This window comes from Veillonella sp. CAG:933 (genome assembly GCF_000431435.1).
In the GTDB taxonomy this organism is placed as follows: domain Bacteria; phylum Bacillota; class Negativicutes; order Veillonellales; family Veillonellaceae; genus Veillonella_A.
Map to the genome: position 1 here is coordinate 1 of NZ_HF986186.1, position 6,607 is coordinate 6,607.

Annotated in this window: 6 protein-coding genes; 4 read left to right on the forward strand and 2 right to left on the reverse strand. The window is 32.7% G+C overall.

Annotated elements, in window-relative coordinates:
- Positions 1-133: 133 nt before the first annotated feature.
- Together QZL64_RS04625 and dcm are read right to left on the reverse strand one after the other, a co-directional pair.
- Entirely contained in the window at positions 134-964 is an 831-nt protein-coding gene (locus QZL64_RS04625) for an Eco47II family restriction endonuclease (protein WP_156705801.1), read from the reverse strand.
- Positions 965-969: 5 nt separating this feature from the next.
- On the reverse strand, positions 970-2,184 hold the full coding sequence (dcm, locus tag QZL64_RS04630) for a DNA (cytosine-5-)-methyltransferase (RefSeq protein ID WP_021840831.1): 1,215 nt from the start codon (positions 2,182-2,184) through the stop codon (positions 970-972).
- 444 nt (positions 2,185-2,628) lie between these two features.
- Here dcm and QZL64_RS04640 point away from each other — a divergent pair, with 444 nt between their 5' ends.
- The 4 genes from QZL64_RS04640 to QZL64_RS04655 are packed head-to-tail and all read left to right on the forward strand — an operon-like array spanning position 2,629 to position 6,486.
- Complete coding sequence (locus QZL64_RS04640; protein WP_021840832.1) at positions 2,629-2,856, forward strand: hypothetical protein; 228 nt, start codon at positions 2,629-2,631, stop codon at positions 2,854-2,856.
- A gap of 9 nt (positions 2,857-2,865) precedes the next feature.
- On the forward strand, positions 2,866-4,833 hold the full coding sequence (locus QZL64_RS04645; protein WP_021840833.1) for a hypothetical protein: 1,968 nt from the start codon (positions 2,866-2,868) through the stop codon (positions 4,831-4,833).
- Positions 4,823-5,740: a hypothetical protein gene (locus tag QZL64_RS04650; protein WP_021840834.1), complete on the forward strand. Its 918-nt coding sequence runs from the start codon at positions 4,823-4,825 to the stop codon at positions 5,738-5,740. The genes QZL64_RS04645 and QZL64_RS04650 overlap by 11 nt, the downstream gene beginning before the upstream one ends.
- Complete coding sequence (locus tag QZL64_RS04655) at positions 5,737-6,486, forward strand: DUF6339 family protein (protein ID WP_021840835.1); 750 nt, start codon at positions 5,737-5,739, stop codon at positions 6,484-6,486. Before QZL64_RS04650 ends, QZL64_RS04655 begins: the two co-directional genes overlap by 4 nt.
- The last annotated feature ends 121 nt before the right edge of the window (positions 6,487-6,607 follow it).

The following is a 6,607-nucleotide window of genomic DNA, read 5'->3' on the forward strand; positions in this document are numbered from 1 at the left end:
CACCAATCAATATTGATTGGTGCCTCTTTTGGATAAAAATTAGTGCTACTTTAAGTTTAATAACCTAAGCAAAGTGAATGTAATTTTAAATTTACGACCTTTGATGATCTTAGGAATAAATTACTTATAAGTATTATCTTCTGATAAAATTTATTGGGCGATCGAATCCTAAGTAACTGGAAAAACCCAACATATACATGGATAGAGTCATAGCTAATTCATAATCTAGATCACTGTAGACGCTGTTCCATTGAGTCTTAAGGTCATCTATAACCGTATCATTCTGCTCTTTTATTTGATTATCTTCTTTAATGATATCGTTGATAATATGGGGTAAAACTTTACACATTTTATAAAATGCATATTTATCACCGGTAACGATAGAATAAAATTGATCCATACTGACACGACGAATTAAGCGATGGCTTACGTTTTGGTTGTCTACTTTAGTTCTCCATATTGTGTTTTGGGATTCTTTTGCGATTACTTCTACAAGAAAACAAGCACAATTATCATCATTGAGAATTTGATTTTGCATTTTTATATATGTCTTAGCCGATGAGGATGAATTCATGGTATTGTGCTTATTTTTCATCTCAACATAAATTGTCTGTACTTTACCGCCGTCGGCATATACTTGAATCCCGTCGGGTTTTTTGAATATGACATCCCAACCGGCATTAGGAACTTGACAACCTTTGAAGTATTTAAAAATATTTTGATGAAAATAACCAATATCATTATTGCTGGATTTGTCTCTTTGGCGGAATATTTCACTGGAAATTATTTCTTCCCATGTCTTGTGATATACACTTTTGTCAAATAATAATTTAATAGGATCTACAATATTTCTATTGAACTCGATTAAATTATAGTCTCGCATTTTTTCTTTATATTTTTCTATTGTACTTTTTACATGTTCACGAAAGTCTTTTTCTGATATAAAGTCTAAATCCCAACTCATCTGCATTATTTCTCCTTTAAAAGTGTTTTTATTAGTTCATTACCAATATCATATGCTAATTTTACAGGTACCGCATTTCCTACTTGTTTATACTGAGAGGAAACTGTTCCGCAGAATTCCCAATTATCAGGGAATGACTGACAGCGAGCATTTTCGCGAACTGTAAATGGTCTTACTTCTAGTGGGTGACAACGTTCTGTTTGTTTTTGCGAAGGAGATGTAAGCACTGTTAATGATGGCTCATCAAGACTTAATCTCCTTAAAATACCTGTTCGGCCACCACCCATATTCCAACAGCTTTTCATATATTTTTTTGCAATTTCAGGATCAATATCTCGCCAATAGCCACCGGGAGGTACAAGTTTGAAAACATTTTTTTTCTCTTCTCCGTATTGGGTTCCCGGGCCTTCCGGACAATCTAATAAAATGTCGCGAAGAACTGGCTTATAATCATGCTCTTTGGGAAAATCAAACTTTAAAGAATCAATTAAGTCATTGCGAATCCCGATTGTTATCAACCGTTCTCGTTTTTGTGCGACTCCATGATTCCATGCATTTAAAACTTTTGTTTGAATTGAATACCCTGTTTCCGCAAACACTTCTTTTATTACTTCAAAGGTTTTTCCCTTGTCGTGATTTAATAATCCCTTAACGTTTTCAAACAAAAACAACTTTGGTTGTAATTTTTTTAAAAAGACGGCGTAATGATAAAATAAAGTACCACGTGTATCTTCTAGACCAAGTCGTTTTCCCGCATAAGAGAAGGATTGACATGGTGCACCGCCTGAAAGCAAATCCAATTCGCCTTTTTTTATGTTAAATAACTCTTCTAAATTTAACGATGATATTTTAGTAATATCTTCGTTAATAACATTCCAGTTTTCCCTATTTTTTTTTAAGGTAGCAGACGCATCTTTATCTATTTCAATAAGACCGATTGTATTAAATCCAGCTTGCTCTAAGCCTAATGCTAATCCACCTGCACCGGCAAACAACTCAATTGTTGTAGGTTTTTTTGAACTAGTTGAAACTTCCATTATATCCTCTATATTACAATATAGTGCGGTACAAATTTTTTCCAAACTATCTAATGCAACGGGGTTATTTTTCCCTAATTTTGCTAGGATATTAAAGCTAATTCCGGCTTTTTCTTTTAGTTCTGTTTTATTTATTCCTCTATCATCTAATAGACTCCATAGTCTATTATAAGAAATTGACATTATATATTCCTCCTATATTAATTTCTTCCATGATATATTGTATCATTCTTTGCTTATGGCATCAAATTTCCTCACGATATAATGAGATGATTTTTTAGGAAGGCTTGTATTTACGGCGTTTATAGAAAAAATGATATAACCCCGTGCAAAATATTTAAGGGAAAAGATATATATTTGTTTATAATAAAAGAGGCTTTGTAATTGAAATTAAAGTTAAGAACTCAATTGCGTTACAGACCCTTATTTTTACGGAGATAATATTTTATATATATTTCTACCCCAAGTTAATTTATTTTAAACATATTCGAGTAATATATTTTTAGATAATACGAAATATAATTTAATAATATTTAGAAAATAATATTGATCTATTTTCTAAAAGTATATATAATAAAAGTACAAAAGTACATAGCAACTCAAATGATGATGTAGGGAGGAAATATTATGGCTAAAGAAACAAAAAGAGAGAAATTTGTAAGATTGGCAGAAGCTCGTACCAATAAAATTATAGAAATGTTAAGATTGTTGGGAAATTGTTCCAGTAAGGCAAATTATGAGTATACTGATGATGATATAAGAAAGATATTTTCCACAATAGACAAAGAAGTAAAAAATACAAAAAATCGATTTCTTGGGATTGATGGTAAGGAAGAACGTTTTACATTAAAGTAGGGGGATGTTATGGGTAAGATATGCTGGGATTTTCCTCTATTGGGGACAGGTAGTTATAACGGAAGCAATGATGCAGGTATTACTATTTTTAATGGTTCGGGGAGAATGGAAAGCCTTGCCCGTGAAGTCTGTCAAAACTCAATTGATGCACGTGATTTAACAATCAGTGAAGATGAACCGGTAAAAGTACGTTTTAAATTATTTCACTTACAAAAAGATAAATACACTATGTTTGAAGAGTTTGAAGAATCCTTGAAAGGTGCATATAATTTTTGGGAAAACAGCTCGCTTAAAACTGATTCGATAATGGAATTTTTGGGGAGAGTTTCAGACGCTCTAAATAAGGAAATGATTCCAGTACTTATGGTAAGTGATTATAATACGATCGGCTTAAATGGCACGGCATTTCCTAAAGACGAGACAAAGATTTCTTATTGGGATTTATTGGTTAATACGGAAGGCATCTCAAAAAAAGAAAATCAAACAAGTGCAGGCTCTTTTGGTATAGGTAAAAATGCACCTTTTGCTTATTCGGGGCTTAGTACGGTTTTTTATAATACGTTGGCTAAAGATGGTGGGCGCGGATTTCAAGGTGTTACTCATCTCGTAACGACACAAAGGGAACGTCAAGGTCAGATGCATAAAACACTTCCAACAGGCAAGTATCTTTATCTTATAGATGATTATACCGGAAGACCAATTTATCCAGAGGATAGCTGTAACCTTGCTTTAGTGGATGAGTTTAAAAGAACTGAAGTTGGAACGGACGTAGCTATTTTTGGATTTAAACTTGAAGAATATAATAATTGGCAAGATGATATTACGATTGCCATATTAAGAAATTTTATATTGGCAATAAAAAATGGAACGCTGGAAGTTGAAGTTGAATCGCCGACACAAAAGTATTCGATATCAAAAAAGACTTTGGAAGGGCTGTTATTCGAAGAATTTAAAGATAATGAAATATTAAAGTGGACAAGGCAGATTTACGAAACAGTAACCAAGGGGAAAATGTTTTCGGTAAGAATAGCGGAAGATAATGATTTGAGTATATATGTCTTATATGGCGATCAGTATAAGACAGCATTATCAAGATTTAGGTCTACAGGAATGTTAATTAATACAAAACAAGAAGGTTTGCCACGTTATTCAGTAGTTGTTATTGCAAACGATGTTGGAGAGATGAAACTCAGTAAGACTTTGCGGGAATCTGAACCACCGCAGCATAATGAGTGGAAAGCAGCAAATATTGTAAATAATAAAACTGTGAAAGGGCGAGCTCAAAGGTATATCAGGAAGATTAATCAAGCGGTTCAAAAAGCACTGGATGAGGTTGATGATTCAGATGTTTCTACTGAACAAATGGATGCAGGTATTGGGAATTATCTTCCGGGTAATCTTGAGTTTGTATCTGAATCGGGACGAGATGAATTACGTAAAGATATTAAGATTAGCGAAATAGTTTCAAATGACGGAAGAGTATACAGTAATAATCAATATGAAAGTGCTGGCACAAGTCAAGGTGATCAAACCGGTCAAGAAGGTATAAGAACAGGAGAGACTAAACGTAAGCGTAGAAGAAGGAAGAAAAAAAATCAGGTTGTTAAACCAAGTGAATCAGATGTCAAAGGAGTTAGCAAAGGTGTGGGGAAAGTTAAAATTGTTGCTATTAATTTTTCTGATCATAGAACATTTTATTTAACTCAAAATAAATATCGTATGCATATAAAATCTGAGAAAAAATATGAAAAAGTCTATATTCAATTTTATGCCGGTCGTGATGATAATAAGCGGGATATTATCAATATTAAAAATATAAAGGTTGTAGGAAAGCCGTTAATGGCAGTGAATGGAGCAAAAGCTGGACCGGTAAGTATAGAATCTGGTAATAATGACTTATATATTGAATTTGAAAATTCTGAAATAATGGCAGTTTTACCTGTATTTACAATGGAGGTTGCTTCAGATGAGAAGTAAAGCTATTGAATATCCGCATCCGGTATTAAATGAGTATTCCAGTGATTATATAGATAGCACGTTTTCGGTTAATGTTTTTTCAAATAATGATGAAGATGCAGATATAGTTCTTTCAATAGAGTGTAAATTGAATTGTTCGGGATTAGAAAAATTAATCCTGGATGGCGACGCAAAAGTTATACTCTGTCTAATTTGTCAAAGGACATCTTTTAGAAAAATGTTTGAGCTTGATATTGCTAAACCAGTAACGATTAAGATTGAAAAGAGCAAGATTGTTGATCTTGTAGAGTTTGAAGCATCTATTGTTGCCGCTAGAGACATAAATGAATTTAGTTTGCCTGAATTTAATCCAGAATATTTCAGAGGCTGTCATTTTAATCTAAAAAAAGGATATGTACTTGCCAATGAAGCAGGTTTCAAAATGAAACTAAATACACATATAGAAAAAGATATTGCCGGTGTTGTTTTAGTAAGAAAAGATAGTAACATTTCGAGTGCCAAGGTTCAATTATCGACTTCAAATGAAGTAAATCCAGAGCTTAATGATTATATTGTAATCTCTTTGCCTGAAGAAGACTATAAAATATACTCCAAAATGCGGACAAAAAAATATTTAAAAAATAATGCTGAACGGTTTATACAAGCTGTTATTATTTTACCCGCTATTACAGAGGCAATAGGCCGACTTCGCTTAGATGATTCAGATCAATACGAGGGAACGATGTGGGCTAATTCGATATATGTGGCACTTAAAAAAAATAATATTGAGGATTTAGATGATACAGAAAAGTCTGATGCTGAAATTGCAAATATCCTTCTGGGCGATGTTATCAGTGATTCTCTTATGGAATTAATGAATAAAATGGAAGAATGGGCTAATATTAGGGAAGAGGATCCGACACTATGAATCTAGTATACTTTACAAAAGAAGCATACAAACAGCTTAAAACAGATTTAAAAAATGTTGAAGAGAAGTATTATCAAGAAGACTTTTGGATTAATGATTATTTTTCATCAGTTGGAATAGATGAATACTATAGAGAATCATCTGTTGTTGTTCCCGATATTTCTTTAGTATATTCCGGAGATGATAATAATAGTAAAAATCGTGATGATTTCGTAAATATTCGAACATTATTTGATGCATGGAAGGATAGGCTTACTCCTTTACAAGCCTCTGACCCTATGTTGTGGACTGCATTATGTCACTTAAAGTTTAAGGACGATATATTAAAAAGATGGAAAAAAAGTGATGGAGAAGTAAATGTGATTTTACGCTTTTTTGCTACAGAATCACGGGCATCACTTTGCTACTACAACGCAATTTCAAGGCTATGGTGGTCTGGATATTTAACTTATGATGAAGCGAAGCAGAGCAGCAACCCTTATCATTTGACTGAAGTATTGTTATCTGCACAGCAAATTCAGAAAGATTTATTTGATCAGTCTATGAGTATGAATAAAATAATAGTTAAAGGACTTTTATTGGCATTAAAAGAGATTCAGACTGAAACCCATGAAGTTAATACTGCTGTATTTCGTAAATGTTGTGATTCTTATTTAAATCATTATGGTGCAGTAACGGTACTGGATTCATTAAGCTCTGATGATATAGCCGATATAGCATTTAAATATATGAAGAAAAATATATAAAGGTTAATTGTAAACTGAAATTGAACATATAAAAAAACTATAGTGAATACCGATTTGTGTTATGATTAATGTCGCTAAACCAAATCTTATACACGAGGTATCGATATCACTATGGACTCTA

What these genes read in the sequence shown, in the direction of transcription:
- QZL64_RS04645 (WP_021840833.1), top strand. Translation starts at nt 2,866, where the DNA reads ATGGGTAAGATATGCTGGGATTTTCCTCTATTGGGGACAGGTAGTTAT.
- QZL64_RS04625 (WP_156705801.1), bottom strand. Translation starts at nt 964, where the DNA reads ATGAGTTGGGATTTAGACTTTATATCAGAAAAAGACTTTCGTGAACAT.
- QZL64_RS04655 (WP_021840835.1), top strand. Translation starts at nt 5,737, where the DNA reads ATGAATCTAGTATACTTTACAAAAGAAGCATACAAACAGCTTAAAACA.
- QZL64_RS04650 (WP_021840834.1), top strand. Translation starts at nt 4,823, where the DNA reads ATGAGAAGTAAAGCTATTGAATATCCGCATCCGGTATTAAATGAGTAT.
- QZL64_RS04640 (WP_021840832.1), top strand. Translation starts at nt 2,629, where the DNA reads ATGGCTAAAGAAACAAAAAGAGAGAAATTTGTAAGATTGGCAGAAGCT.
- dcm (WP_021840831.1), bottom strand. Translation starts at nt 2,184, where the DNA reads ATGTCAATTTCTTATAATAGACTATGGAGTCTATTAGATGATAGAGGA.